The 26790-nt window shown below is 67.9% G+C and carries 23 protein-coding genes; 9 read left to right on the top strand and 14 right to left on the bottom strand.

The window, feature by feature from the left end; translation table 11 throughout:
• Positions 1-96 precede the first annotated feature (96 nt).
• The 4 genes from ACE3PU_RS13045 to ACE3PU_RS13030 form a co-directional block, all read right to left on the bottom strand.
• Positions 97-336: an acyl carrier protein gene (locus tag ACE3PU_RS13045; protein ID WP_249749913.1), complete on the bottom strand. Its 240-nt coding sequence runs from the start codon at positions 334-336 to the stop codon at positions 97-99.
• A 170-nt stretch (positions 337-506) separates the two neighbouring features.
• Positions 507-1247, bottom strand: coding sequence for a 3-oxoacyl-[acyl-carrier-protein] reductase (fabG, locus tag ACE3PU_RS13040; RefSeq protein ID WP_374390458.1), 741 nt, complete (start codon positions 1245-1247; stop codon positions 507-509).
• 15 nt (positions 1248-1262) lie between these two features.
• Positions 1263-2207, bottom strand: coding sequence for an ACP S-malonyltransferase (gene fabD / locus ACE3PU_RS13035; protein ID WP_374390456.1), 945 nt, complete (start codon positions 2205-2207; stop codon positions 1263-1265).
• 216 nt (positions 2208-2423) lie between these two features.
• Positions 2424-3731, bottom strand: a complete 1308-nt coding sequence (locus tag ACE3PU_RS13030) for an Nramp family divalent metal transporter (protein WP_374390454.1) — start codon at positions 3729-3731, stop codon at positions 2424-2426.
• A 100-nt stretch (positions 3732-3831) separates the two neighbouring features.
• Here ACE3PU_RS13030 and lgt point away from each other — a divergent pair, with 100 nt between their 5' ends.
• From lgt to pgeF, 3 genes are read left to right on the top strand one after another with little or no spacing between them, the layout of a single operon-like run.
• Positions 3832-4698 carry a prolipoprotein diacylglyceryl transferase gene (lgt, locus tag ACE3PU_RS13025; RefSeq protein ID WP_374390452.1) on the top strand — a complete coding sequence of 289 codons (867 nt, stop codon included), beginning with the start codon at positions 3832-3834 and terminating at the stop codon, positions 4696-4698.
• A complete protein-coding gene (locus tag ACE3PU_RS13020) occupies positions 4695-5768 on the top strand; it encodes a class I SAM-dependent methyltransferase (RefSeq protein ID WP_374390450.1) in 1074 nt (357 codons plus the stop codon). The genes lgt and ACE3PU_RS13020 overlap by 4 nt, the downstream gene beginning before the upstream one ends.
• Complete coding sequence (pgeF, locus tag ACE3PU_RS13015; protein ID WP_292069260.1) at positions 5765-6535, top strand: peptidoglycan editing factor PgeF; 771 nt, start codon at positions 5765-5767, stop codon at positions 6533-6535. The genes ACE3PU_RS13020 and pgeF overlap by 4 nt, the downstream gene beginning before the upstream one ends.
• On the opposite strand, the gene lpxC is transcribed toward pgeF, so the two are convergent.
• The 9 genes from lpxC to murC form a co-directional block, all read right to left on the bottom strand.
• Positions 6532-7431, bottom strand: coding sequence for a UDP-3-O-acyl-N-acetylglucosamine deacetylase (gene lpxC / locus ACE3PU_RS13010; protein WP_292069261.1), 900 nt, complete (start codon positions 7429-7431; stop codon positions 6532-6534). The genes pgeF and lpxC overlap by 4 nt on opposite strands.
• A gap of 202 nt (positions 7432-7633) precedes the next feature.
• Entirely contained in the window at positions 7634-9223 is a 1590-nt protein-coding gene (gene ftsZ / locus ACE3PU_RS13005; protein ID WP_374390447.1) for a cell division protein FtsZ, read from the bottom strand.
• Positions 9224-9451: 228 nt separating this feature from the next.
• A complete protein-coding gene (locus tag ACE3PU_RS13000) occupies positions 9452-12715 on the bottom strand; it encodes a TonB-dependent receptor domain-containing protein (protein WP_374390445.1) in 3264 nt (1087 codons plus the stop codon).
• Between the two features lie 226 nt (positions 12716-12941).
• Complete coding sequence (gene ftsA / locus ACE3PU_RS12995) at positions 12942-14234, bottom strand: cell division protein FtsA (protein WP_374390526.1); 1293 nt, start codon at positions 14232-14234, stop codon at positions 12942-12944.
• 64 nt (positions 14235-14298) lie between these two features.
• Positions 14299-15177 carry a cell division protein FtsQ/DivIB gene (locus ACE3PU_RS12990; RefSeq protein ID WP_374390443.1) on the bottom strand — a complete coding sequence of 293 codons (879 nt, stop codon included), beginning with the start codon at positions 15175-15177 and terminating at the stop codon, positions 14299-14301.
• Positions 15165-16106 carry a D-alanine--D-alanine ligase gene (locus ACE3PU_RS12985; RefSeq protein ID WP_374390441.1) on the bottom strand — a complete coding sequence of 314 codons (942 nt, stop codon included), beginning with the start codon at positions 16104-16106 and terminating at the stop codon, positions 15165-15167. The genes ACE3PU_RS12990 and ACE3PU_RS12985 overlap by 13 nt, the downstream gene beginning before the upstream one ends.
• 113 nt (positions 16107-16219) lie before the next feature.
• Positions 16220-17134 carry a UDP-N-acetylmuramate dehydrogenase gene (gene murB / locus ACE3PU_RS12980; RefSeq protein ID WP_374390439.1) on the bottom strand — a complete coding sequence of 305 codons (915 nt, stop codon included), beginning with the start codon at positions 17132-17134 and terminating at the stop codon, positions 16220-16222.
• A complete protein-coding gene (locus tag ACE3PU_RS12975; RefSeq protein ID WP_374390437.1) occupies positions 17131-17565 on the bottom strand; it encodes a GFA family protein in 435 nt (144 codons plus the stop codon). Before ACE3PU_RS12975 ends, murB begins: the two co-directional genes overlap by 4 nt.
• Positions 17562-18989 carry a UDP-N-acetylmuramate--L-alanine ligase gene (gene murC / locus ACE3PU_RS12970; protein ID WP_374390435.1) on the bottom strand — a complete coding sequence of 476 codons (1428 nt, stop codon included), beginning with the start codon at positions 18987-18989 and terminating at the stop codon, positions 17562-17564. The genes ACE3PU_RS12975 and murC overlap by 4 nt, the downstream gene beginning before the upstream one ends.
• A gap of 114 nt (positions 18990-19103) precedes the next feature.
• Between murC and ACE3PU_RS12965 the strand changes: the two genes are divergently transcribed.
• The 3 genes from ACE3PU_RS12965 (at position 19104) to ACE3PU_RS12955 (ending at position 23790) form a co-directional block, all read left to right on the top strand.
• Entirely contained in the window at positions 19104-20180 is a 1077-nt protein-coding gene (locus ACE3PU_RS12965) for a site-specific DNA-methyltransferase (protein ID WP_374390433.1), read from the top strand.
• A 206-nt stretch (positions 20181-20386) separates the two neighbouring features.
• Complete coding sequence (locus ACE3PU_RS12960) at positions 20387-21502, top strand: glycosyltransferase family 4 protein (RefSeq protein ID WP_374390431.1); 1116 nt, start codon at positions 20387-20389, stop codon at positions 21500-21502.
• 140 nt (positions 21503-21642) lie between these two features.
• Positions 21643-23790 carry a glycogen debranching N-terminal domain-containing protein gene (locus ACE3PU_RS12955; protein ID WP_374390429.1) on the top strand — a complete coding sequence of 716 codons (2148 nt, stop codon included), beginning with the start codon at positions 21643-21645 and terminating at the stop codon, positions 23788-23790.
• On the opposite strand, the gene mutY is transcribed toward ACE3PU_RS12955, so the two are convergent.
• Positions 23787-24836, bottom strand: a complete 1050-nt coding sequence (gene mutY / locus ACE3PU_RS12950; protein WP_374390427.1) for an A/G-specific adenine glycosylase — start codon at positions 24834-24836, stop codon at positions 23787-23789. The two genes, ACE3PU_RS12955 and mutY, sit on opposite strands and share 4 nt — an antisense overlap.
• A 20-nt stretch (positions 24837-24856) precedes the next feature.
• Here mutY and ACE3PU_RS12945 point away from each other — a divergent pair, with 20 nt between their 5' ends.
• From ACE3PU_RS12945 to ACE3PU_RS12935, 3 genes are all read left to right on the top strand, one after another.
• The gene (locus ACE3PU_RS12945; RefSeq protein ID WP_374390425.1) at positions 24857-25408 is read left to right on the top strand and encodes a DUF721 domain-containing protein; all 552 of its coding nucleotides are present in this window, start codon (positions 24857-24859) and stop codon (positions 25406-25408) included.
• A gap of 96 nt (positions 25409-25504) precedes the next feature.
• The gene (locus tag ACE3PU_RS12940) at positions 25505-26152 is read left to right on the top strand and encodes a DsbA family protein (protein WP_374390423.1); all 648 of its coding nucleotides are present in this window, start codon (positions 25505-25507) and stop codon (positions 26150-26152) included.
• Between the two features lie 8 nt (positions 26153-26160).
• Complete coding sequence (locus tag ACE3PU_RS12935; RefSeq protein WP_374390421.1) at positions 26161-26781, top strand: DsbA family protein; 621 nt, start codon at positions 26161-26163, stop codon at positions 26779-26781.
• Positions 26782-26790 lie beyond the last annotated feature (9 nt).

Raw genomic sequence — 26790 nt, 5'->3', positions numbered from 1 at the left:
CCGCGAATCCTGCGGGGGCCAGAAACAGTAAAGGCCGCCGGGCGTCTCCGCTAGGAGCGCCGGGCGGCCCTGACTATCGCCGATCGGCGGCTGGGATCAGCCGGCCGACTTTTCGTCGATGTACTTCACGGCGTCGCCGACCGTCTGGATGTGCTCGGCGGCGTCGTCCGGGATTTCGATGTCGAATTCTTCTTCGAAGGCCATCACCAGCTCGACGTTGTCGAGCGAGTCGGCGCCCAGGTCGTCGATGAAGCTGGCCTTTTCCGTGACCTTGTCCGGATCGGCGTCCAGGTGGTCGATGACGATCTTGCGAACGCGCTCGAGGGTGTCGGACATAAGTGTCTCTCTGCCTGTTTAAATGCGCCGTAGAGGCGGGGTCTCATCAAAAATCGCCGTCTCACGGCAGCGATGGCGACGCAAGCCCTGAAAGCTCGAAGCGCCAATGCATCCCGCCCTTTAGCACAGCCGTGGGGGCGGGAAATAGTCTGTTGCGTGTCGTGATCGGGTCAGATCATCGCCATGCCGCCGTTCACGTGCAGCGTCTGGCCCGTGACATAGGCGGCTTCGTCCGAAGACAGATAGACGGCGGCGGCCGCGATCTCGTCGCCAGTGCCCAGCCGGCCGGCGGGAATCTTGGACAGGATGGTTTCGCGCTGCTGCTCGTTCAGCACGTCGGTCATCGGCGAGGCGATGAAGCCCGGCGCGATGCAGTTGACGGTGATGCCCCGCGACCCGACTTCCTGGGCCAGCGACTTGGAGAAGCCGATCATGCCGGCCTTGGAGGCCGAATAGTTGGTCTGGCCCGGATTGCCGGTGACGCCCACGACCGAGGTCACGCCGATGATGCGGCCGGCGCGGCGCTTCATCATGCCCTTCACCGCCGCGCGGGTCAGGCGGAAATAGCTTTCCAGATTGACGGCCAGGACGGACTGGAAGTCCTCATCCTTCATGCGCATCAGCAGCCCATCCCGCGTGATCCCCGCATTGGCCACCAGGATGTCCAGCGGCGCGCCCGCCGCCGCCTCGGCCGCCGCGACAAGGCCGTCGACGGATTCCGGCTCCGACAGGTTGGCGGCGGCGAAATGGGCGCGCTCGCCCAGTTCCTTCGCCAGATCGGCCAGCACGGCTTCGCGCGTGCCCGACAGCACCACGGTCGCCGCTTGCGCGTGCAGCGCCCGCGCGACCGCGCCGCCGATGCCGCCCGTCGCGCCGGTCACCAGCGCGGTCTTGCCTGCGAGATTGAACATCCTGTTTCCCTATTCTCAGAGCGACTTTGCGAACGCTTCCAACTCTTCCGGCGTATTCAGCGGCAGGCTCTCGGCGTCCGGCGCGATGCGCTTGGCCATGCCGGTCAGCACCTTGCCCGAACCGACCTCGACGAAGCGCGTCACGCCGCCTTTGGTCGCCATCCATTCCATGCTTTCGCGCCAGCGCACGCGGCCAGTGACCTGTTCCACCAACAGGCGTCGGATCGCTTCCGGATCGCGCTCGGGCCGGGCGGTGACGTTGGCGATCACCGGGACGGCGGGCGCGACGATCGTCGCCGAGGCCAGGGCGGCGGCCATTTCGTCCGCCGCCGCCTGCATCAGCGGGCAGTGGAAGGGCGCCGAGACGTTCAGCGGGATCGCCCGCGCGCCCAGTTCCTTGGCCTTTTCGATGGCGCGGTCCACCGCCGCCTTGTCGCCCGAGATGACGATGTTGCCGGCGTTGTTGTCATTGGCGACGACACAGACGCCGACTTCCGAGCCGGCCGCCGCGGCCGCCTCGGCCAGGGCCAGGTCGGTCTTGGGCCCGATCAGCGAGGCCATCGCCCCCTTGCCGACCGGCACGGCCCGCTGCATCGCCTGACCACGCAGTTTCAGAAGCCGCGCGGTGTCCGACAGCGAAAGGGCGCCCGCCGCCGCCAGCGCCGAATATTCACCCAGCGAATGGCCGGCCACATAGGCCGCCGCCGCCGCGTCGAAGCCGAACTCGACCTTCAGCGCCCTGACCGCCGCAACGGAAACCGCCATCAGCGCCGGCTGGGCGTTCTCGGTCAGGGTCAGCTGATCCTCCGGCCCCTCACGCATCAGGACCGACAGTTTCTGACCCAGGGCCTCATCCACCTCGGCGAAAACGTCGCGGGCGGACTGGAAGGCGTCGGCCAGCGCCGCGCCCATGCCGACGGCCTGGCTGCCCTGTCCGGGGAAAAGAAGCGCGAGGGTCATGCGGTTTCGTCCGTCATCGTCCTGGAATCGAGCCGGGAGGGGTAGGCGAAAGCCTCCCCTACGGCAAGCCGGGCCGATAATGGGAGGCCAAGGGGCCGGCGTCAGTCCTTGATCTCGGCCGTGCACGGGCGGTCGTCAGGCCCGCCTCCCGTCGCAACGACGGCCCGCCAACAGGGTCTCGTCCGCCTGAACTATCATTGACGAGGATCACGCCGCCTACGGTCGAAGCAGGCCGACCAGTTCATTGCCCGCCAGCACCGCGAACAGCAGCGCCGCCGCGCCCAGGAGCAGGTTTGAGACCCAGCCGCTGCGCCACTCACGCGGTGTTCGGTCGCTGTTCAGCAGCCAGATCAGCGTGCCCGCCAGGAAGGGCATGAACAGGCTGCCCAGCACGCCATAGGCGATGATCAGGCCGAACGGTCGGTCCATGAACAGCAGGAGCATGGGCGGAAAGGTCAGCCACAGGGCGTAGGCGCGGAACGGCCGGGTCTTCTCCGCCGGCCCCTGTCCAGCGATGCCGCGCGCCAGTCCGCGCGAGCGCCCCGCGACGTGGCCGAAGAAGTCCGCGAACATGAGGCTGACCCCCTGCCATACGCCGATCAGGCTGGAGAAGCTGGTGGCCCAGAAGCCCAGCAGAAACAGGATGGAGATCGGCCGCCCGAACCGGTCACGCAGCACCTCGTCCAGATCCAGCAGGCCCCGCTCGCCGCTTCGCAGGGCGATGCCCGCCGAATACAGCAGTTCCGCGCCCACGATCAGCATGGCGATCACGAACACGCCGGTGACGACATAGGCCACCCTGTTGTCCAGCCGCATCACCCGCATCCAGCCCGGGCCGCGCCAGCCCTTGGCGTTCACCCAATAGCCGTAGGCCGCCATGGTGACGGTGCCGCCGACCCCGCCGATCAGACCCAGGGTGTAGAAGACCGATCCGTCAGGCAGGCTTGGCCACAGACCGGTCGCCATCGCCGGAAGGCTCGGCGCGACGATGATCGCCAGGCCGACCACGGTGATGAACATCAGGCCGACCAGGCCCGTCATCACCTTCTCGAACAGTCCATAGCCTCCGAACCAGACCAGCCCCAGCCCCATCAGCCCGCCGAGCATGCCCCAGACCTTCAGGTCGCCGCCGAACAGAGCCGCCAGCGGCAGGGCCGTCGCCGTCATCGCCGCCGCGCCGTAGACGAACCCCCACAGCACCACATAGAGGCCGAAATAGACGCCGGCCCAGTTCAGCCTTCCGCCCGTCCCGGGAATGGGCCAGCCGCCGCCCAGCGAGGACCAGCCGTCGAAGATCGTCCGGCCGCTGGCCAGGGTCCAGCGCCCCACGCCCTCGGCCAGGGCGATCTTGATCACGGTCCCGGCCAGCGCGGCCCACAGCAGGGCGTAGCCGAAGCGCGAACCCGCGATCAGGGTGGCGACCAGGTCGCCGGCGCCGACGCCAGTGGCCGCCACCACGATGCCTGGTCCGATCAGGGACCATCGGGCGCGGGCGGTCTGGGTCTCGTTCTCGGGTTCGGACATGACGCGAGCCTAGCCGCCCGCCAACAAGCCGTCACCTTCGCAGGCGACGGAGGCGGCGACGCTTGCTAAAGCGGGCGGCGATCCAGCTTCGAGGTGCGACTTGCCCTTTCCCGAATTCGACCCGGTCCTGATCCATCTCGGCCCCCTGCCGATCCGGTGGTACGCCCTGGCCTATGTGGCGGGGATCGTGCTGGGCTGGTGGTACGCCACCCGACTGGTGAAGACGGCCCGGCTGTGGGGCGGGCGGCCGCCGGTGACGCCGACCCAACTGGACGATCTGGTGCTGTGGATCGTCCTGGGCATCATACTGGGCGGGCGGCTGGGCTACGCCCTGTTCTACAAGCCGGTGATGTACGCCCAGCTGTTCACGGGCGACACCCTGGGCGAACGGTTCGAACTGTTCCAGCTCTGGACCGGCGGCATGAGCTTCCATGGCGGCTTCCTGGGCGTGGCCCTGGCCATCGTCCTGTTCTCGCGCGCGCAGAAGATCGACATGCTGCGGATCGGCGATCTGGTGGCGCCGGTGGTGCCCATCGGCCTGGGCTTCGGCCGACTGGCCAACTTCATCAATGGCGAGCTGTGGGGCCGCGAGACGACGGTCCCCTGGGCCATTCGCTTCTGCAACGACCGCATTCAGCAGATGTACGGATTCTGCCCGGCCGGCGACGCGCCGCGCCATCCCAGCCAACTCTATGAGGCGGGGCTGGAGGGAATCGTCCTGTTCGGCCTGCTGTCGCTGGCGGTGTGGAAGGGGCGGCTGCTGATGAAGCCGGGCTATGTCACCGGCCTGTTCCTGGTCGGCTACGGCGTCTGCCGCGCCCTGCTGGAGAATGTGCGCGAGCCGGACTACGGCATGCCCGACTTCCCGCTGGGACTGACGATGGGTATGATGCTGTCGATTCCGATGGTCCTGGTCGGTCTGTGGCTGATCTGGCGGGCCCGGAGCCGCCCGCCCGTCGTCGCATGAGCCTGAAGGCCAGGCTGGCGCGCGAAATCGCCCTGACCGGGCCGATGACGGTGGCCGACTATGTGACCCGCTGCCTGCACGATCCGCAGGACGGCTATTACGCCACCCGGCCGTCGCTGGGGGAAGGCGGCGACTTCATCACCGCTCCCCTGGTCAGCCAGATGTTCGGCGAGTTGATCGGTCTGTGGGCGGTGGAGACCTGGAACCGTCTGGGCGCGCCCGAGCGGCTGCGGCTGGTCGAGGTCGGTCCCGGCGACGGTACGCTGATGAGCGACGTCCTGCGCGCCGCCCGCCTGGCGCCGGGCTTTCTGGAGGCGGTCGATCTGATCCTGATCGAACCCAGCGGGCCGTTGCGCGATCTGCAGGCGCGGGCGCTGGCGGGGGCCGACGTCGCCCCGCGCTGGGTGCGCGACCTGACCCAGGTGGAAATCGACGCCCCCGTCGTGCTGATCGCCAACGAGGTTCTGGACTGCCTGCCCGCGCGCCAGTTCGTGCGCACCGACGACGGCTGGTTCGAGCGGCGCATCGGCGTCACCGACGAGAACGACCTGGTGTTCGGCCTGTCGGCGATCACCGGCGGGTTCGTCCGCCCGGCGTTCGAGGTTCAGGCGGGCCAGACGGTCGAGATTTCGGATCAGCAGGCCGCCTTCGGCCGCGACCTGGGCGCCCTGGTGCGTGCGGCGTCCGGCGCGGCCCTGTTGATCGACTACGGCCGCGCGCGGCCCGAGGCCGGCGACACGCTTCAGGCCCTGCGCCGCCATGCAAAGGTCGATCCGCTGGACGCGCCGGGGCAGACCGATCTGACCCAGTGGGCCGACTTTCCGACCGTGCTTGAAGCCGCCGTCCGCGCCGGCGCCGACGTGACCGGCTGCCTGGGCCAGGGCGAATTCCTCAAGCGACTGGGGATCGAACATCGCGCCGAAGCCTTGAAGCGGGGACGCCCGGACGCCGCGCCGGTGATCGAGCGCCAGTTGAACCGCCTGACCGCCGAGGACCAGATGGGAACCCTGTTCAAGGCCGCCGCTATCTTCTCGCCCCATTCGCTGGTCGCGCCCGGATGGGACGCATGACCCCGCCTACCCCCATCACCCACCCGCTGCTGAGCGCGGCCGGCATCGCCCACGGCTTCTTCACGCGGGCGGGGGGAATCTCGTCCGGCGTTTACGAAGGGCTGAACACCGGCGTCGGCTCCAATGACGATCCAGCCGCCGTTATCGAGAACCGTCGCCGCGTCGCTGAAGCAATGGGCGCGGACCTCGATCACCTGAACGGCTGCTATCAGATTCATTCCGCCGTCGCCCGCGTGGCCGAGGGGCCCTGGCGGGGCGACCGACCCGAGGGCGACGCCGTCGTCACGGCCGAGCCGGGCGTGCTGTGTTCGGTCCTGACCGCCGACTGCGCGCCGGTTCTGCTGGCCGACCCGGAGACGCGCATCGTCGCCGCCGTCCACGCCGGCTGGAAGGGCGCACTGGGCGGCATCGTGCATTCGGCCGTCGCGGCTATGGAGGCCCTGGGCGCGGCGCCCCATCGGATGCTGGCCGTCGTCGGCCCCTGCATCGCCCAGGACAGCTATGAGGTTGGTCAGGACTTCCAGGACAGGTTCACCCACCACGATCCCGGCAGCGACCGTTTCTTCCGCCCGGGGGCGACCCTCGACAAGCGCCAGTTCGACCTGCCCGGCTTCGTCCTGTGGCGACTGCAGCAAGCCGGGGTGCGCCAAGCCGTCTGGACCGGCCACGACACCTGCGCCGACGCCGACCGCTTCTATTCGAACCGCCGGGCCTTCCAGCGGGGAGAAACGGACTTCGGCCGGCTGATCTCGGTGATCCGGGTTTAGCCCGCCTGGGCCAGTTCCGGTACGCGGACGGCCTCGCGCCAGGCGTGCGGCGCGGCCAGAAGGGCGCGGACCAGCTTGTTGTTCAGGGCGTGTCCGGCCTTGTAGCCTTCGTACCGGCCCAGGATCGGCGCGCCCAGCACATAGAGGTCGCCGATGGCGTCCAGCGCCTTGTGCCGCACGAACTCGCGCTCCATGCGCAGGCCGCCGGGGTTCAGGATGTCGTCGCCGTCGATGACCACGGCGTTCTCCAGCGAGCCGCCGCGGGCCAGGCCGGCCTGGCGCAGGGCCTCCACCTCATGGGCGAAGCCGAAGGTGCGCGCGGCCATGATCTCGGTGCGGAAGGTCGCCTCGTCGACGACGAAGTCCACCACCTGGTTGCCGATGGCGGCCGACGGAAAGTCGATCTCCATGCGCATCTCGTAGCGATCGCAGGGCAGGAGCGCGGCGCGCTTGTCGCCCTCTTCCACCTGGATCGGCTCCAGGATCTCGATGTAGCGCACCGGCGTCGGCTGACGACGGAAGCCCGCCCGGTCCAGCAGGTTGACGAAGTCCCGCGCCGACCCGTCCAGGATCGGCAGTTCGGGTCCGTCGACCTCGATGACGGCGTTGGACACGCCCAGGGCCGCGAAGGCCGCCATCAGGTGCTCGATGGTCGACAGCCGCACGTCGTCGGCGTTGGCGATCATGGTGTTCAGTCGCGCATCGACCACCGCCTCGCCCGACACAGGGATGCGGTTGTCGCGGTCCGTCACGTCGGTCCGCACGAAGACGATGCCCGTTCCGGCCGGGGCGGGACGCACGGCCAGGCGTACGCGGCGGCCCGTGTGCACGCCCACGCCGGCGATGATCGCAGGCGCGACGAGGGTGCGTTCGTGATGGTCGTGGATGACCGGCAAGCTCAAACTCTCTGTCTGCGCGCTTCCGCCTCTGCGTGCGGATTGCGCCTCACCGCTGATCTAGCGGCCGGCCAGCAAGGAGAAAATGAAAGTCGGGTTTCGGATTGTTTCCGTAGCCGGGGCGACAATGAGGGCCCACGCAAATGAAAAAGGGCGACCCTGCGGCCGCCCTTTCCAGATCAGGACTTGTCGGTCCTAACGCCTAGTTCGCCAGACGTCGGAGAAAAGAGGGAATCTCCAGATCGTCGTCGGCCTGACCGGCCTCCGGCTCGGGTGCCGGCTGGGCGGCCGTTCGGGCGCCCGCGGTCGGGCGCGGCGCATAGGTCGGTTGCGGAGCCTGCGCCCGCTTGCGGCCGAACAGGCTCCAGCCGCTGCGGCGATGATCCCGGTCGTCATAGTCGTCAACCGGCTCGGCGCGATCATACAAGTCGGCCTGGGCGGCCGGCTGTGACGGAGCAGGCTTGCGCGTCGTCTCGTATTCCTCGACCCACGGATCGACGATCGGATCCAGGCTGCGCGCCTGGGGCTGCTCGTCCGCCACGCGGATCACCGGCTCGGGGCGAACCTCGATACGCGGCTCCGGCGCGGGGGCGGGCTCGGGCGCGCGGGCCACGGGCGGCTCGTAAGCGGGAGCGGCGGGGGCGACGGTCGGCTCAGGCGCACGTGTCGCCTCGGCGCGGGTCGGCTCGCGCCAGGCGTCGCGGGCGGGCTCGGGGCGTTGGGCTGCGGTTCCATAAAGGCCGCCGGCCGAACGACGGGCGTCGTGGTTGGCCAGGGGCGAACCGGTCCCGGTCGCGGGCGCGATCGGCTCGATGCGCTTGACCTCGCCCTCGTCCATGCCCGTGGCGACCACCGAGACGCGGATCTTGCCTTCCAGCGCCGGATCGAATGCGGCGCCGAAGATGATGTTGGCGTCGCCGTCCACCTCGGCCGAAATGGCGTTGGCGGCCTCGTCGACTTCCAGCAGGGTCATGTCCAGGCCGCCGGTGATGTTGACCAGCACGGCCTTGGCGCCCTTCAGGCTGGTCTCGTCCAGCAGCGGATTGGCGATGGCGTTCTGGGCGGCCAGCAGGGCGCGGTCGTCGCCCGAGGCCTCTCCGGTGCCCATCATCGCCTTGCCCATCTCGGACATGACGGCGCGCACGTCGGCGAAGTCCAGGTTGATCAGGCCCGGCAGGATCATCAGGTCGGTGATCGAACGCACGCCCGAGTGCAGAACCTGGTCGGCCATGCCGAAGGCGTCGGCGAAGGTCGTGCGTTCGTTAGCGACGCGGAACAGGTTCTGATTCGGAATGACGATCAGCGTGTCGACATAGCGCTGCAGCTCGGCGATGCCGGCGTCGGCCAGGCGCATCCGGTGGCGGCCCTCGAAGGTGAAGGGCTTGGTCACCACGCCGACGGTCAGGATGCCGCGATCACGCGCGCACTTGGCGATGATGGGCGCAGCGCCCGTGCCGGTGCCGCCGCCCATGCCGGCGGTGATGAAGACCATGTGCGCGCCTTCCAGGTGCGCATGGATCTCGTCGGCGCTCTCTTCGGCGGCGTTCATGCCGACCTCGGGGTGAGCGCCCGCGCCCAGCCCTTGCGTGATCGTCTCACCCAGCTGGATGCGGCGGTCCGTCTTGGCGAAGCTCAGGTGCTGCGCGTCGGTGTTGGCCACCACGAATTCGACGCCCTCAAGACCGGCGTCGATCATGTTGTTGACGGCGTTGCCGCCCGCCCCGCCGACGCCGAAAACGACGATCCGGGGCTTCAGTTCAGTGTGTTGCGGCTTGACCAGCGAGAGTGACATTATTTTTCCGACCTTCCGACCCTGCCTCGGAAACCAAGCGAACGCCCCGCCGAATCGCATTGGTTATGAGCGCGTTAAGGAGTGCGCCCATGAGGGTTAAGAGAAGGTTACGGCGATAATATGAGTCGGGGCTCTCGCCACCCTTAAAGGGAAGCTTGGCCGAAGTTTTCGGGCAAAGAAAAGGGGCGGCCCGTTAAGGCCGCCCCCATTCCATCATTTGTTCGCCGATTACCAGGGACGATAGTTCAGGCTGATGGAGTAACGACGGCCGTAGGGGTCGAAGTTGGAATACAACGTCGCCCCGAGCCAGCGCGCTTGTTCGGCGTCGAAGGCGTTCTGGACCGTGGCGGTCACCGACAGATCATCGCGAACCTGGTAACGCGCCGAGAAGTCGTTCCGCATGAAGTTCTTTGTATCCAAATACTTCATGTCCCGGGAATCGGCGTTCTGAACAAAATCACGACGCTGGACGATGTCCTGTGCGGTCTGCCAGTCCGCAGTCCACGAAAGACGAAGCGCTTCGATTGGCGTCTGCCAAGTCAGCTGAGACGTGAAGCGAACGCGCGGATAGAACAGCGTGCTAGACAGCTCCGTAAAATCATTCGGGTTTTCGATGTTGTTGAAGTTTTTCTGCTCAATCAGCCAAGACCCATTGAGAGAATGAGAGAACTCACCCCAGTTGCGGCCCAGCATTTCCTGGGTGTCGAAGCGGTAGTTCGTGGTGAAATCCAGACCACGCACGTTGCGTTTCGCGTAGTTGATCGAGCTCTGGAGGAAATCCACCAGCAAGAACCGATCATCCCGAGGAGTCGCTGGGTCGTTCGTGCCCGTTCTCGTCAGGGTTTGGCAAGCGCTGGTATTCAGCGACGGCCCGTTGACGCAGTTTTCTGCGGCGACCTGAGCGCTAACGGCCGCGATGACCTTATCGATAGTGATTTCGTAATAGTCGAGCACCAGCGAGAAGTTCGGGATGAAGCGCGGCTGAAGGACAGTCGAGAAGGTGAACGATTCCGACTCTTCAGGCTGAAGGTCCGGATTGCCGCCGTTGCGACCTGCGACGCTGGATCCATATTCGGGACGATAGGCGTTGGCGGCCGTCGGATCTTGGAAGTTGAAGGTGAGACCGAACTGCTGAGCCAAAGCAGCGCAGTTCACGATCCGGTTAGCGGCCCGCTCGCGATCCGCCAGGTTTTGGATGGTCACGGTGGCGCAGGGATCGTTGAAGGACAGGAAGGTTTGGGTCTGAGGCGAGTTCGTTTCAGAGAGCGTCGGTGCGCGGACGGAGGTGTTGAACGAGGTCTTGAAGGCGATGTCCCTTATCGGACGATAGACAAGGTTGACGCCATAGACATCGCTCCCGCCGAAGGTCGAGAAGTCACTGTAGCGGTAAGACCCGCTGATTTCGGCATATTCTCCCAAGAAGCTGTCGCGGATCAGCGGAATCGACAGTTCGGCGAAGGCTTCCTTTGTCTCATAGGAAGCCGGCAGGAAGTCGGCCCCACTGTTCAGCTGAGCGTAGGTTGTGCCCAACGAGCGGCTGCGCCCGGTGCCTTCCGTGTATTCCCGGCGATATTCCGCGCCCAAAGCCACGCCGATGGCGCCGGCGCCCCAGAAGTCCCACAGTTGTCCCGAGACCGTCCCCAGAGCGTCGTGCTGCTCGTTGATCTGATCGATGGTCAGCTGAGCGCGCACGTACTGAAGCGCTTCTTCGCTCTGGTTGCCCAAACCGAAGACGTTCAGCGGCTTACAGTTCTGAACGACCGCTGACTGTGCATTCAAGGTGCCGGGAACGTTGGGGTTGCGGCTGGTGACCGTTCCGCCGTTGGCGGTCAGGGCCTGAACCCGGCAAACGATATCGCCGGACGCGTTCCGGACGGCGTCCATGGCGTAGGAGAACCGCTCGATGTCAAGGCCGCGTTCAACGTTCTTGTTGTCCATCCGGCCATAGGTGTAGCCGATATCCCAGTCGATGTTCTTGACGAAGCCCAGATCACCGGCGGAACCATTCAAGCCGGCGACGTAACGCTGAACCTGTTTCTCGTTGGTCTGCGGACGGTCCAGAAGCCAGGCGCTGTACCGTGCGAAGGGCGCAGCCGTAGTTCCGGTTTGAGCGCCGGGGGCCGTAGCCGTCGCTGAGCCGTAAACTGGAGTCGTGTTCGCCCGGATAGCCGCGGCCAGATTGGCGGGAAGGAACGCATTGTCCGTGCGCGTCGTATAGGCGGACGTGCTGAGAATCTGCATCGAGTTTGCAGGGTTCAGCGAGTCTGAAATGTAGATGTCGCCGAACGAATAGCCGGTAGCGAGGTTGGTGGTTTCATCCACATACTTCGCTTCGACATAGAGGTTGATGTTGTTCGTGACTTTGAAGTTCGCGCCCGTCTGGAAGCGCGCATTTTCAGACTTCGGCAACGTCGAGTCGACGTTGAAGATGATGTTCGGGTTCTCTCCATCCCCGCCCACGTTGACCACACGGTTGGTCCCCGTTTGTTGAACCCAGTTTCCGAAGTCGGCGAGACGAGCATTGGGACCATCAAACACCCAGGTCTTGCCGGGGGCGACGCCGAAGCAGGAGGCCGAGGTGATGGACGTGCTGGTGCACTGACCCGTAGGAATGGTGTTGGGGTTGTTCAGCGCGCTGGGCTGGTAGTTGTTGGCCAAAGTGACCTGGCCCCAGCGAAGCAGCTGGAGCGTCCGACGATCCTTGTAGAGCATTGAGTCGGTGATGCCGTCATAGGAGGCGGCGGCCGTATCGGCGTCGCGCCCGACCAAGCCCCATCCGCCCTGGAGCCAATCGATATCGGCCGCCAGCACTTCATCCAGCTCTTCGTATTCCGCGAAGCCATAGACGTTCAGGCGATCGTCGAACAGATTCTTGCCGGCCAACACGGAAAAGCGCTTGGAGTCTTGCCCGCCGTCGTTCAGCTGCGCCCAACGGGTGTCGACCTCCAGGCCTTCGAAATCCTTGCGAAGCTTGAAGTTCAGCACGCCCGATACGGCGTCGGCGCCATAGACCGAGGCCGCGCCGCCGGTGACGATCTCCACGCTCTCGATCAGAAGGCGGGGAATCGTGTCGACGTCCACGGCCAGCGTTCCTTGCGGGGATCCGACATGGCGCCGACCGTCAACGAGGGTCAAGGTGCGTCCAGAGCCGAGCGAGCGCAGGTTCGGCAGCGACAGGCCGCCGGCGTTCAGGACACCGGCGGTCGTGTCCGACGGGACCTGCGAGTTCATCAGGGCGGGGATCGTGGCCAGATAGTCGATGACGGTATTCTGGCCTGTCGTGAGCAGGGTCTCACGATCCACTTGGATCAGCGGGGTCGGCGCGGTGACGGGGTCGCGACGGATCCGTGAACCCGTCACCACAATCTCTTCGACTTCTGTGGCTTGAGACTCTGCAGCGGGCTGCTGAACCTGCGCCCAGGCGGGGGCCGATACCGTAAGTACACCGGCGAGAATCGTGGTGGTGAAAAGGTGGTTACGCTTGAGCGTCATTATGGCATGCCCCAATCAATCAAATTGCCAACGCGAGCCGAAGCGGACCCGCACTGAGGGCACAGGTGTAATGAAATGAGGCAAACGCACAACCATTGCGACCAAAACCAGGCCACCAAATGTCCGTTATGTTACAGCCACGACACAGTTATTTGGCTGACAGGGTAGCCGCCACGGCGAGCGCGGACTCCCAGTAGAAGCTGATACAAGCTTCGGTGAGGCGAGCCTATAAGTTATCCCGCAGCCAGCCCGCCACGCGGCCGACAACGTTGCCGCGGTGGACCCGAGGCGCATCCGCTGCGGTGATCTGGCGGGCCATCAGTTTGCGGGCGGAGACGGCTTCTCGCGGGCCGTAGGCGGCGCGGAGCAGAACGCCGGAGGTGGCGCAGAAGGCGGGGCCGGAGGCGGCGTCGGCCAAATGTGGCGCCCGTTGGGGTTTTCCGAGGCGGACCGGACGGTCGAATACGCGCACGGCCAACTCGCGTACGCCGTTCAACTGGCTGGCGCCGCCGGTCAGGACCAGGCCCGCGCCGGGCTCCAGGCCTACGCCGGCCGCCTTCAAGCGATCGCGCAGCAGCTCCAGCGTCTCTTCCACGCGCGGGGCGATCACGGTCTTCAGCATGGCGCGCGGCACGATGACCGGTCCGGCCGAGGCGTCCTCGCCGCGCGGCGGCGCCTCCAGCATCTCGCGGTCCTCGTTGGCGCTGGCCATGGCCGAACCATGCAGGGTCTTGAGCCGCTCGGCCCCGGCCTTGGAGGTCGACAGGCCGCGCGCGATGTCGCTGGTGACATGGTCGCCGCCGACGTTCAGGCTTTCGATGTGAAGCAGCGAACGCCCGCCCCAGACCGCGGCGCTGGTCGAACCGCCGCCCATGTCGATGCAGACGCACCCCAGGTCCATCTCGTCGTCTTCCAGCGCGGCGAGAGAGGAGACGACCGGCGCGGCGGCCACGCCCTGCAGGTCCAGATGCGCCAGCTCCAGGCAATGGCTCAGGGTCGTGAAGACGCTCTCGGACATCGACACGACCAGCAGGTCCAGCCCCAGCGACCCGCCCCGCATGGCGCGCGGATCGTGGACGCCGCGCGCCCCGTCCACCGACCAGGCGATGGGCAGGACATGGATCGGCCGGCGGTTGGGCAGGCGGATTTGCGCCAGCGCCATGCCGATGGCGCGCGCCAGGTCGGCGTCTCCGACCGGATTGGCCCCCAGCGACACGCGCGCCTGAACCCGATGGCTGGCCATCTGACCCATCGCCGTCGTCACGACCACGCCCGAAACCGGGCTCTGGGCCGCGCGCTCGGCGCGTTCGACGGCGTGGCCGATGGCCTGGGCGGCCTCGTCCATGTTGATGATCGCGCCGCCCTTGACGCCCTTGGACTGCACGTGGCTGGCGCCGGCGACTCGAATGGTGCGGTCGGCGTGGCGCACGCCCTCTGGCTTCATGATGAAGCACGAGACCTTGGAATGGCCGATGTCGAGCGCCGCGACCACTGGCGCGCGGCCGCCCCGGGGGTCCATGCCCCTGCCCTGATCGTTCGCCGCCGTGCGCTGCTTGCCCGCCATCTCAGTTCTTGTTCCTTGGTCAAACGTCGCCGGTCGGGCGCACCGCGACCGCTTCGGGCGTTCTCAGATCGACGCGGGCGAAGCCCAGGTCGAGCAGACGTTCGCGCTGATCCAGCGCATCCAGGCGGATCAGGGCCGCCTCTTGTTCAACGGCCGGCAGCTGGATCAGCCCGCCGTCCTTCAGCCTCAGGTCCCAGCGGCGCTCGTCCACGCGCACCAGGGCGTCGATCCGCCCCATCAGGCGCGGGCGCTGGGCCAGCAGCGGCAGAATATCGCCGGCCGCCCCGTCGGCGCCGCGTCCCACGACCAGCGGCAGGGCCGGATAGCGGCGCGCGTCGGCGCCTTCGATCACCCTGCCGGCCGCGTCGATGACCTTGATCTGGCCGTCCACCTGCCACACCGCCAGACGGTCGTGCTCCTTGACCTCGACGATCAGGGTGTCGGGCAACAGACGCACCACGCGCGCCTCCTTGACCCAGCCGACCGACTGCACCCGGTCGCGCAGGGCGTCCAGATCCAGACTCACGATGGGCTGATCGGCGTGCAGGCCCAAGGCCCGCTGGATGGCCGGCTCCGCCTCGGGCGAGGCGCCGGTGATGTGCACGCGCTTCAGCGTCAGCCCCATGCCGGTGGTGACGCGGTCCAGGCCGCCGGAGACCGACTGGCCGATCCGCTCGGCGCGGGCGCCGGTCGCCAGCACGCCGGCCACGACCAGGGCGCCCGCCGCCAGCGTGATCACCACCGCCCGGGGCGACAGGTCGATGCGGCCGATGGCGGCCATCTTGCCGGGAACGGCCGCAGCGTTCCCACGACCGCCCGCCCGGCCCTTGGGCGCGGCCGCGCGTCGAGGAGACTGCGCCGAATTCTGTCGCCGACCGCCGCGAACTACCGCGGGCATGAGGCGTCCTCCACCATCCACCGAACCAGGTCTTCGTAGCTCATTCCGACGTGGGCGGCCTGCTCGGGAGCGAGCGAGGTCGGCGTCATGCCGGGCTGCGTGTTGACCTCCAACAGGACCAGATCGTCCTTAACATCGTCATAACGGAAGTCGGTTCTGGACACGCCCTTGCAACCCATGGCCGCATGCGCCTGCTCGGCCTGGCGCAGCGCCGCCTCGGAGACGTGCGAGGGGAGGACCGCCGGCAGAACGTGCACCGAGCCGCCCTTCGCGTACTTGGCTTCGTAGTCGTAGAAGCCCTTCTTCGGCGTGATGTCGGTGACGGTCAGGGCGCGCGGACCGGCCTTTTCGCCCAGGACGGTGACCGCTAGCTCCTTGCCCGGAATGAAGGGTTCGACCATCACCCGCTCGCCGTAGGTCCAGTCGGCGGCGCCGACCTCGGAGGCGAAGTCATTGGCGCCTTCGCGCACCAGATAGACGCCCACCGACGACCCCTCGGCGTTCGGCTTGACCACATAAGGCGGCGCGATGACGTGGCGGGACGCGACCTCGCGCCGGTCGAACAGGCCGCCTCCGGGCACCTTCAGCCCCGCAGCCTTCAGCACCGCCTTGGACTTGTCCTTGTCCATCGCCAGCGCCGAGGCCAGGACGCCGGAATGGGTGTAGGGGATCTGCAGCGTTTCCAGCACGCCCTGGACGCAGCCGTCCTCGCCCCACGCGCCATGCAGGCAGTTCAGCGCGACGTCGGGACGGATCAGGCCGGACAGCACATTGGCCAGATCGCGGCCTGCGTCGACGCGGCTGACCCGCGCGCCCTGCCGCTCCAGCGCCTTGGCGCACTCTTCGCCCGACGACAGGGACACCTGCCGCTCCGCCGAAATCCCGCCCATCAGGACGGCGACATGCAGGTCGGAAAGGGGGCGGTTCATCGTGGACTCCGGACTGTCCGCAGCGATGGCCCAGAGGTCGTTAACAGCGCGTCAACCAAACAGGGCCGGACCCGCCCCATCCTAGATCTTTCCCCAGGCCGGCGCAGCGGCGATCAGGCGCCCGCGCGACCGATCCGCCGGATTTCCCAGTCCAGCTGGACGCCGGTCTTGGCCAGGACGTCGGCGCGCACGGCCTCGCCCAGTCCTTCGATGTCGGCCGCCGTCGCCTCGCCGGGGTTGATCATGAAGTTGGCGTGCAGGTCGCTGAACATCGCCCCGCCGCCGGTGACGGCGTGCAGCCGGCCGCGCCAGCCCGCCTCGTCGACCAGCTTCCATGACGAATGGCCTGGCGGGTTCTTGAAGGTGGAGCCGCCGGTCTTCTCGCGGATGGGCTGCGTCTGTTCGCGACGGCTGGTGATCTCGTCGATGCGGGCTTGTACGGCGGCGGGCTCGTCCGCCGCGCCGCGGAAGGTCGCTTCCCCCCAGATGATGTCGGCCGGCGCCTCGGAATGGCGATAGGTGTAGCCGAAGTCGGCCAGGGCGTAGTCGACCCGTTCGCCCGACCGCGTCAGCCCCCAGGCCGACACCAGCACGTCCTTGGTCTCCGCGCCGTAGCAGCCGGCGTTCATGGTCAGCGCGCCGCCGATCGAGCCGGGGATTCCTGCATAGAACTCCAGGCCCGCGATCCCCGCCCTGGCCGCGGCGCGCGCAACCATGCTGTCCAGCGCGCCCGCCCCCGCGGTGACGGCAAGCCCTTCGGTCGTCACCTGCCCCCAGGCGCGGCCCGCCAGACGGATCACCACGCCCTCGACCCCGCCGTCGCGGACGATCACGTTCGACCCGACGCCCAGAACCGTCACCGGAACGCCAGGGTCCAGTGCTGTCAAAAAGGCTGCGAGATCGTCCGCATCGGCCGGAATGAACAGGGCATCCGCGGCCCCGCCCACACGAAACCAGGTGTAGGGGCCCAGCGGCTCGTCACGCAGCAGTTTGCCGCGAACCGGGGGAAGGTCGTCGCGCCAGCTCATCGGTCGGGATCCTGTTGCGGCTTGAAGTCGGGTCGGTTGACCGGGGAATCCGGGCTGGCGCCCGTCGCCTTTTCCGGCAGCCCGTCGCACAGCTTCAACCAGGACAGCCGGCTCTCGACGCCGAAATGCGCCTGCACCGGCGCGCGCTCGGGCTCGTCCAGGCTGCCGGTCGTCACCTCGATGGTGTCCTTGGAATCGTAGTCAAAGCTCAGCGGCGTGCCGCAGCTGGGGCAAAAGCCGCGCTTGGACAGGCTGGAGCTTGGCTCCCCACGTGTCCAGGTCAGCTGATCCTTGCGGACGCCGGACAGGGCGGCGAACACCCCGCCCGTCGCCCGCTTGCACATGTCGCAATGGCAAAACTCGGTATAGGGCTCGGCCGACAGGGAATAGCGGATCGCCCCGCACTGACAGCCGCCGGTCAGAACAGTCACCCCAGCGCCTCCAGCTGCGCGGGCAGGCCATAGGCCCAGCTGGTGATGTCGCCGGCCCCCAGCAGGACGACCACATCGCCGGACCGCGCCTCGTCCTTGATCAGGCGCGGCAGGACGGCGGCGTTCTCCAGCGCCTGGACGTTCCGGTGGCCGTAGCGGCGCACGCCCTCGGCCAGCGCGTGCTTGTCCACCCCTTCGATCGGGGTTTCGCCGGCCGGATAGACGTCGGCCACGATCACGCTGTCGGCGTCGGAGAAGCTGGTCGAGAACTCGTCCATGAGATCGCGCAGGCGGGTGTAGCGGTGCGGCTGGACAACGGCGATGACGCGTCCCCCGCCTTCGGCCGTCTGGACCACCTGACGCGCCGCCTTCAGCACGGCGGCGATCTCGACCGGATGGTGCCCGTAGTCGTCGACGATGCGAACGCCGCCCACCACGCCGGTGGTGGTGAAGCGCCGCTTGACCCCGCCGAACTTGGCCAGTCCTTCGCGGATCGCCTCGTCCGACACGTCCAGTTCGCGCGCCACCGCGATGGCGGCCAGGGCGTTGGAGACGTTGTGCCAACCCGCCATAGGCAGGTGCAGATTCTCGATCCGGTGTGTCTCGCCGTTCTGGATGACCACGTCGAACCGGGCGCCGTCCGGTCCCATCTCGCAACCCTCGGCCCGCACCATGGCCTGCGGATTGACGCCGTAGGTCACCAACCGCCGGTTATCGATCGAGGCGACCAGCCGCTGCACCTCGGGATGATCCAGGCAGACGGCCGCGAAGCCGTAGAAGGGGATGTTCTCCACGAAGTCGCAGAAGGCTTTCCTGACCGCGTCGAAGTCGCCGTAGTGATCCAGGTGCTCGGGATCGATGTTGGTGACGATGGCCACCGTCGACTTCAGGCGCAGGAAGCTGCCGTCGGATTCGTCGGCCTCGACCACGATCCAGTCGCCGTCGCCGACCTTGGCGTTGGTGCCATAGGCGTTGATGATGCCGCCGTTGACCACCGTCGGGTCCAGGCCGGCTGCGTCCAGCAGGGCCGCGACCATGCTGGTCGTCGTCGTCTTGCCGTGGGTGCCGCCGACCGCGATGGAGAACTGCAGCCGCATCAGCTCGGCCAGCATCTCGGCCCGACGGACCAGGGGGATGCGGCGCGCGCGGGCGGCCTTCATCTCCGGGTTCTCGGCCTTGACCGCGGTCGAATAGACCACCGCCGAGACCCCTTCGCCGACATGGGCCGCATCGTGGCCGATGAAGATCTTCGCGCCCAGCTTCTCCAGCCGCTCGGTGTTGGCGCTGGCCTTGGCGTCCGAGCCCTGAACCGAATAGCCGATCTTCAGCATGATCTCGGCGATGCCGCTCATGCCGATGCCGCCGATGCCGACGAAGTGGACGGGACCGAGGTCGAAGGGAACGGGACGAAGGCGTGCGATCATCTGCGCCTCATAACCATGCGCGCGACGATTTGCATCCCCGTTTTCGGGACGGTTACCCTGCCTTAACCGTAAGGATTCACCATGGCGCTCTCTGTTGTTTCGGGGCCGCGTTCCATGTCCGAGCTGAAGACCGACGTCATCCATCGTGGCGACTGCATCGCGGTGCTGAAAAGCCTGCCGGACGCCTCGGTCGACATGGTCTTCGCCGATCCGCCCTATAATCTTCAGCTGGGCGGCGACCTGCTGCGGCCGGACAACTCCAAGGTCGACGCCGTCGACGACGACTGGGACAAGTTCGGCAGCTTCGCCGAATACGACGCCTTCACCCGCGCCTGGCTGGCGGAATGCCGTCGCGTCCTGAAGCCGGAAGGTTCGATCTGGGTGATCGGCAGCTATCACAACGTCTTCCGCCTGGGCGCCGCCATCCAGGACCTGGGCTTCTGGGTGCTGAACGACATCATCTGGCGCAAGTCCAATCCGATGCCGAACTTCAAGGGCACGCGCTTCACCAACGCCCACGAGACCCTGATCTGGGCCGCCCGGTCGCGGGACCAGAAGCGCTACACCTTCAACTACGACGCGCTGAAGGCCTTCAACGAAGACACCCAGATGCGCTCCGACTGGACCTTCGCCCTGTGCACCGGCGAGGAGCGGATCAAGGACGCCGACGGCAAGAAGGCCCATCCGACCCAGAAGCCCGAGGCCCTGCTGCACCGCGTGCTGCTCAGCGCCACCCGCCCCGGCGACGTGATCCTGGATCCCTTCTTCGGCACCGGCACCACGGGCGCGGCGGCCAAGCGGCTGGGTCGTCACTACATCGGCATCGAACGCGACGAGAATTACGCCCAGGTGGCCGAAACCCGCATCGCGTCGGTGGTGCAGGCCAATCCGGAAGACCTGGCGATCATGGGCTCCAAGCGCGCCGAGCCCAAGGTGCCCTTCGGCGCCCTGGTCGAGGCCGGCCTGCTTCACCCCGGCGACCGCCTCTATTGCCCCAAGGGCGAGCGCGAGGCTCGTGTGCGGGCCGACGGCTCGCTGGTCCACGGCGCGCTGAGCGGCTCGATCCACAAGCTGGGCGCGCTGCTGGAGAACGCGCCCGCCTGCAACGGCTGGACCTACTGGCGTTTCAAGACGGATCAGGGCTTCAAGTCCATCGACGCCCTGCGGGCCGAGATTCGCGCGACGATGTAAGGGTGCGGCGGCCCGCCGCATGAGGCGGATCAAGCACTTAGCGAGCGCGCCCACGAAAAGTGCGCGAATTCGTACGCGGAAGCGATCCCAGCTTCGCCATAAGCCGTAGAAACCTATGTGAAAATTCGTCCCGCTGCGACGGAACTTCGCAGGTGCGAAATCATTGTTGTCGACAGCCCCCAGGGATGGGGCGGAGCACAGACATCATGAAGATCGCGCAGGTCACCCCGCTGTATGAGGCCGTACCGCCCAAGCTCTATGGCGGAACCGAACGGGTCGTGGCGCATCTGACTGACGCACTTGTCGACCTGGGACACGACGTCACCCTGTTCGCCAGCGCCGACGCCCAGACGCGCGCGCGTCTGGTTCCGGTCCGCGATCAGGCGATCCGCCTCGATCCGGCGCCGCTGAAGTCGGACCTGGCGGCCCACCTTTCCATGCTGGGCGAGGTGCTGGACCGCGCGGACGACTTCGACGTCATCCATTTCCACACCGACATGATCCACTTCCCGCTGTTCCGGCGGTATGCGGACAAGACGATCACCACGCTGCACGGGCGGCTGGACATGAAGGACCTGCCCGGCGTCTACGCCCGCTGGAACGAGTTCGGCCTGATCTCGATCTCGGACGACCAGCGCAAGCCGCTGCACTTCGCCAACTGGAAGGCGACGGTTCACCACGGCATGCCGGGCGATCTCTACCGCTTCACGCCGAAGTCCGACGGCTACCTGGCCTTCCTTGGCCGCATCTCGCCGGAGAAGCGGCCCGACCGCGCGATCGAGATCGCCACCAAGCTGGGCAAGCGCCTCAAGATGGCCGCCAAGGTCGACGCGGCCGACAAGCGCTACTGGGAAGAAAGCATCCGGCCGATGATCGAGGGCAATCCGCTGATCGAGTTCATCGGCGAGATCGGCGATCACGAGAAGTCCGACTTCCTGGGCGGCGCCGATGCCCTGCTGTTCCCCATCGACTGGCCCGAGCCTTTCGGCCTGGTGATGATCGAGGCCATGGCCTGCGGCACGCCGGTCGTAGCCTTCCGCTGCGGCTCGACGCCCGAGATCATCGAGGATGGCGCCACCGGGTTCCTGGTCGACACCATGGAGCAGGCGGTGGCCGCGGCCGGTCGCGCCCATCTGCTGGACCGCGAGGCGGTGCGTGCGCGCTTCGACCTGCGCTTCTCTTCGACCGCAATGGCGCGGCGTTATCTGGACGTCTACGGCGACCTGCTGGCGCGCCGCCCGTTCGCCGAGGCCCCGCTGGCGGACGTCGTGACGCCCCTGCGCGCTCGGGACGAGGACCGCAGCTTCGCCGCCATCGCCTGATCGATACTAGCCGGGCGCGATAATCGGGCGGCGGAGGTGAACCCTCCGCCGCCTGCTTCATTTGCATCACCAAGCGGCCTTTCAGCGCCGCATTTCGGTGGGACGCTCGGTTTCGGCCTTCAAATCACGGGGAAGACCGCATGGATGACGCCTACACCACGCAACTGACCGCCGGCGAAAGCGTCGAGGCCTCGGGTCTCGAGCAGCTGATGGCGCTGAAGGAAGGCGACACCTTCCTGGTCGCGGACGGCTGGGGCGACATGAAGGGCGGCGCCGACGGCCTGTTCGCGGGCGACACCCGCGTGCTGTCGCGCTGGGTCATGAGCGTGGGCCAGTTGCGACCGTCCCGCCTGTCCTCGGGCGTAAGCCAGGACAACGTCTTCTTCTCCTGCCACACCACCAATCGTCCCCTGCCGCCCATGGGCGGGCGATCGGCGCCGGCGGGCGTGCTGCACATCGAGCGCCGCCGGTTCCTGTGGAACCGCCGCATGTTCGAGCGGGTGCAGATGACCAACCACGGCGTGGAGGACGTGCTGCTGCCGCTGGCCTTCGACTTCGGCGCCGACTTCGCCGACATCTTCCAGGTTCGCGGCACGCCCCGTCTGAAGCGGGGTACGATCGAGACGCCCACGAACGACGGCCGCCGCGTCTCCTTCCGCTATGTCGGCCTGGATGACGTGACGCGCACCAGTTGCCTGTCCTTTTCCGAGCCGCCGGCGCGTCTGTCGCCGACCCGCGCCGAATTCATGTTCAGCCTGCCCAAGGGTCGTCAGCTCGAGCTCTTCATCGAATGCGGCGTCGATTCCTGTGAGACGCCGGACTTCCGCCGCTGGCGGCTGAACGCCATTCAGGCCCGGCTGGCCATGCGGGCCAAACGTCGACGCGGCGCGACCGTGCGCGGGCCGCGCAGCCCGCGCTTCAACGACTGGCTGGACCAGTCGCGCGCGGACATGGCGCTGTTGACCACCGACCTGCCGACCGGCCCCTATCCCTATGCCGGCACGCCATGGTTCTCGACGCCGTTCGGACGCGACGGCATCATCTCGGCCTGGCAGATGCTTTGGCTGGATCCCTCGCTGGCCAAGGGCGTGCTGACCTATCTGGCGAAACGTCAGGCGACCGAGACCTCGCTCTTCCAGGACAGCCAGCCCGGCAAGATCATGCACGAGACGCGCGGCGGCGAGATGAGCGCGCTGCGCGAGGTGCCGTTCGGCCTCTACTACGGCGGCGTCGACACGACCTGTCTGTTCATCGCCCTGGCCGGCGCCTACGCCAGCCGCACCGGCGACCTGGACCTGATCCGCACGCTGTGGCCCAACCTGATCGCCGCGGCGAACTGGATGCGCGACTACGGCGACTCGAACGGCGACGGCCTGATCGACTATCAGCGCGGCGCCGACACGGGCCTGTCCAACCAGGGCTGGAAGGATTCCGAGGACTCCATCTTCCACGCCGACGGCCGCTTTCCCAAGGGGCCGATCGCCCTGCTGGAGGTCCAGGGCTATGCGTTCGCCGCCTGGCGCGCCCTGGCCGATCTGGGCCGCCGACTGCACGACGACCGCGCGCCCGAATGGGCCATGCGCGCCGAGCAGGTCCGGGGACTGGTCGAGGAACGCTACTGGATGGAGGATCAGGGCTTCTACGCCGTGGCGCTGGACGGCGACGGGAACCAGTGTCGCGCCATCGCGTCCAACGCCGGCCATCTGCTGTTCACCGGCCTGCCGTCGGTGGAGCGCGCCCGCCGCGTGACCAGGCGCCTGCTGTCGGCCGAGTTCCGCACCGGCTGGGGCATCCGCACCCTGGAGATGGGCCAGGCGCGCTACAATCCGATGAGCTATCACAACGGCTCGGTCTGGCCGCATGACACGGCCCTGGCCGCCGCCGGCATGGCCAACTACGGCGAGCGCGACGCCGTCGCCGCCATCCTCAGCGAGATCTACGCCGCCGCCGCCCATTTCCACATGCGCCTGCCGGAGCTGTTCTGCGGCTTCTCGCGCGCGCCGGGCGAGCCCCCCATCGCCTATCCGGTCGCCTGCCTGCCCCAGGCGTGGGCGGCGGGATCAGTCTTCCAGATGCTTCAGGCGGCGCTGGGCCTGTCGATCGACGCCTGGACCGGGACCATCGACATGGCCGATCCGGTCCTGCCCGCCGGCGTCGACCGTCTCAAGATCACCAACCTGCGCATCGGCGAGGCCCTCGTGGATCTGAACATCCAGCATGTGGAGGGCCGCTCCGTCGTCATCCCGCGCAACCGCCGCGGCGCGATCTCGGTGCGGACCCTGCGCTAGAGCAGGTCGGGCGCCCCCGCGCGATCCAGCGCCTTGGCGAAGACGGTCGGCAGGGCGTCACGGGCCTGTTCCAGCGGCGTCCACAGATAGGCGTCCTCGTCCGCGGGGATGGTCGCCGTGCGCACATGAAGCGTCAGGCTGAAGTGGGTGAAGACATGCTCCACCGCCCCCGCTTCGCGCCAGTCGCCCGCGACGGGAGGGCGGTCGGGCGGCGAAGCGGTCGTCCAGTCGCCTGTCGGCAGCCCCATCATGCCGCCTAGCAGGCCCTTGTCCGGCCGACGCTCCAGCGCCACGCGTCCCTGCGCATCGAAGATGACGTAAACCACGCCCAGGCGATGCGGCCGCGCCGCCTTCTTCGCCTTGACCGGATAGCGATCCGGCGCCCCGCTCGCCAGCCCGAGACATTGGCCCGAGACAGGGCAGGATCCGCACAGCGGCGACTTCGGCCGGCACACCGTCGCGCCCAGGTCCATCAGCGCCTGCGCCCAGTCGCCCGGCCGCTCGTCCGTGACGAACTGCGCGGCCAGTCGTTTCAACTCCGGTCGCGCCGCCGGAACCGGCGTCTCGACCGCAAACAGCCGCGCCATGACGCGCTCGACATTGCCGTCCACCACATTGGCCGCACGGTCAAAGGCGATGGCGGCCACGGCCGCCGCGGTATAGGCGCCGACCCCCGGCAGGGCCAGCAACGCCGCTTCGGTGTCTGGGAAGATCCCGCCATGCTCGCCCGCCACCGCACGCGCGCAGGCCAGCAGGTTTCGCGCCCGGGCGTAGTAGCCCAGCCCGGCCCAGGCGGCCATCACCTCGCCGTCCTCGGCCGCCGCCAGGTCCGACACCGTCGGCCAGCGCGCGGTGAAGTTCAGGAAGTACGGCGTCGCGTGCGGCGTCGTCGTCTGCTGCAGCATCACCTCCGACAGCCAGACGCGATAGGGCTCGGTCCGCGCCGCCCCCGGCGGGGCGCGCCAGGCCAGGCGGCGCGCGTTGGCGTCGTACCAGGCGAGCAGGTCGGATCGAACGACGGAGACGTCAGGAGAGACTGGGGGCATCGGCCGGGGTATATAGCCTCATGCGCCGCACCCTGCCCACCGACGCCGAGGTCCGCGAGATCCTTTCGCGCCGTCGCACCCGCCCGGCGCCGCGCCCGGCGCCCCGCGCGGGCAAGGCGCTGACGCCTCTGATCAAGAAGCTGGACGCGCAGTTCGGCCGCGGCGCGGGCGCCCTGGAACCGCGCTGGCGCGAGATCGTGGGCGATCGCCTGGCGCGCGTCACCCGCCCTCAGAAGCTGACCAAGGGCAAGGGCGACCAACCCGGCGTGCTGGAGTTGCGCGTCGCCGGGGCCGCGGCCCTGCTGGTCCAGCATCAGTCCGAAGAAATCCTGTCCCGCGTCAACCTGTTCCTGGGCCAGGACGCGGTGGGCCGGCTGCGTATCGCCCAGGGCCCGGTCAAGCCGCTGGCAGAACCCGCCCAGCGCCCGAAGACGGTGCGAAAGCCCCCGCCCCTGCCCGCCGCAGCCGAGGCCGAACTGGCCGCCTCCATCGCCGATGCGCGCGACGAATTGAAGGCCGCCCTGGCCCGGCTGGGCCGTGCGGCGATGTCGCGGCCGAACGGTCAAGATTGACAAAACTTCGCCGCACCTGTTCTCGACAAGTCTCGGGTTGCGCTGTTCCGGGGGAATCGCGCGATCATCCGGCACACATCCGACCAAGGACGTCCCATGGCCCCGACTGAATCCCGCTTCGCCCGCATGAGCCGCCGCGCCGCCATCACGGGCGCCGCCCTGGCGACCATGGCCCTGGCCGCCTGCAGCGGCGGCAACGCCGGCGGCGCCGCCGAGGGCGACATCGGCATGGGCGCGCCCGAAGGCGCCAAGGTCACCGTGGTGGAATACGCCTCGGTCACCTGTCCGCACTGCGCCCTGTGGCAGAAGAACACCTGGCCGGGCTTCAAGGCCAAGTATGTCGACACCAACAAGGTCCGCTACGTCTTCCGCGAACTGCCGACCCCGCCGGTCGACGCCGCCACCGCCGGCTTCCTGGTCGCCCGCTGCGCCGGCGAGGACAAGTATTTCGACGTGGTCCACCAGCTGATGGCCACCCAGCAGGAGATGGTGACGAGCTCGCCGCGCGACTGGCTGCTGCGCACGGCCCAGGCCGCCGGTCTGTCGGAAGAGCAGTTCAACCAGTGCATCACCGATCGGGACGCCATCGCCGCCATGGACCAGCGCATCCAGGCCGCCCGCGCCCAGGGCGTGACCGGCACCCCGGCCTTCTACGTCAACGGAACCCAGGTCATCACTCCGGGCGGCGAAGGCGCAAGCCTGGCGGACCTGTCGACCGCCATCGACGCCGAACTGGCCAAGTGAAGCCCGGCATGATCCGCCGTCCGCTGACCAGTCTGGCGTTGATGGGGCTGGCCCTGCTGACCGCGCCGGCGCTCGCCACGACCTCGGCCTGGGCGGCCGAACCGGCGGCGGTCACGGCCGCCGACCGGACGCTGGGATCGGCGGACGCCCCGGTGACGGTGATCGAATATTCCTCGTTCACCTGCCCGCACTGCGCGGACTGGGCCAATACGGTCCTGCCCGAGTTCAAGACCCGCTTCATCGACAGCGGCCAGGTCCGTTTCGTCTATCGCGACCTGCCGACCAACCCCGGGCCGGTCGCCAGCCTGGCCGCCAGGGTCGCGCGCTGCGTGGCGCCGGACAAGGCCTTCGCGGCGATCGAACTGCTGATGGCCCAGCAGGAAGCCGCCCGGCTGATGCGCTATCCGGCCGGCTGGTTCCTGAACGCCATCGAGGTCGGCGGTCGCTCGGCCGAAGAGGTGGGCGCCTGCGTGGAGGACCCGGCCACCCAGGCCGCGCTGGAGGCCCAGATCGCCGACGCCCAGGCGGCCGGCGTGACCGGCACGCCCAGCTTCTTCGTCAACGGCAAGCGGGTCGAGGACACGTCGCTGGACGGCCTGGCGGCGGCGATCGAGCCGCTGCTGCCGTGACCCCCTGAG

This window comes from Brevundimonas sp., from assembly GCF_041911375.1.
GTDB lineage: Bacteria > Pseudomonadota > Alphaproteobacteria > Caulobacterales > Caulobacteraceae > Brevundimonas.
This window is presented reverse-complemented; position numbering and strand designations above follow the sequence as displayed.